1 protein-coding gene is annotated in these 1,254 nt (G+C 39.3%); it reads left to right on the top strand.

The genetic code is table 11. From position 1 onward, the window contains the following. Window positions 1–88: 88 nt before the first annotated feature. Window positions 89–1,192: a hypothetical protein gene (locus tag IDZ20_RS04650; protein WP_188150271.1), complete on the top strand. Its 1,104-nt coding sequence runs from the start codon at window positions 89–91 to the stop codon at window positions 1,190–1,192. Window positions 1,193–1,254 lie beyond the last annotated feature (62 nt).

The raw sequence follows: 1,254 nt of genomic DNA on the forward strand, positions 1-1,254 counted from the left end.
CGCAGCTCCATTTTACACAAACGCTCACAGCAAAAATTGCAGGTGAGCTTGGCGTTAGGCATTCTATAAATTGGAGAGCCATCCATAGATGAAAAATAGAGTTATTGAAAAGCTATCGGTTACTAGGTCTGAGCTGATAGAAATATTGGTTGTAGGTTTCTTGATTGGCGTTTGCGCAAGCATAGCAGGAACCATAGCCTATGATTCCCTGAAAGCTCATGCATCTTGGCTTTACTTGGGGTTATTTATTCTGCTTGCACTTTGCATATGGCTTTTGTCAAAAAAATTTACTCGATCAGGAAAAGCTAGAATATCAATCGATGGTTTCATAACTCATATCAAAGAAGAAAACTCCATTCAGATTGTTCAACGGTATGGATTTTCTGAGTCAATGGCTAGACACCTCAACTCTGCGTTTTCAGAAAACGATGCACTGAAACGGCAGTGGGATAAACAGTCTTTGTTAAACATCCATTCCAGAGATAAAGATAAGTCTTCTGTGGCTGCATGTAAGTTAGTGAAAGAGGCTGCGGAATATTATGCAATTGAAGCACTTTCCATGCACTTGTCTGGATACTTTAATCAAAAGCAATACGATAAGTCGGAGTTGGTTGAATTCTCTAGAGAAGATGTCCCTTCCATTTTGCTTAACAATCGTTTTATGGAACTGTTTTCAACACCAATGGAAAATAGAGCGATATTTGAAAATGATTTTACAAAGGATAAGTCTGAAGGCGTAATAGTGATGTCCATGGGAAAAAATGGTGCATTTTACTCTAGGTTCGATCTTGTTCTACCTAAAGGTGCGAAAGTCACTCGGGAAGATGACGCAATCGTTATTGATACATCAAACTTCAAGCTAAAAATGGGAGTTGAATTTGGCGGCTCCGGATACGTTATACCTAGGGACTTTGAGAAATATTATTTAGGTGTAGATAGTTTTAAAGATGCACGCAACTTTAAGGTTACTTTCAATGCAGAAGTTGAATTTAAAATGTTGGCTGCACTTCAGCGCTCTAAATGGGACTATCATGCATGGCTAGATGGGTATTTCCAAAAGATGGAGCGAGATATGTCTGGAGATCAATTCTTCGAAAAAATAAACTGGGAAACTGTATCAACAATGATCCAGTGCGGCCAAAAAATGCCTAACAAGTCAATGCAGCCGACCGCTGAAGCGGCAGCTGATTGAGGCGTTATGCGTGGTATTTAAAAAAGCGCTTTGTCGGTTTTAGGTTTGTGGTAATTGTCTTT

The organism is Teredinibacter waterburyi, assembly GCF_001922985.1.
In the GTDB taxonomy this organism is placed as follows: domain Bacteria; phylum Pseudomonadota; class Gammaproteobacteria; order Pseudomonadales; family Cellvibrionaceae; genus Teredinibacter; species Teredinibacter waterburyi.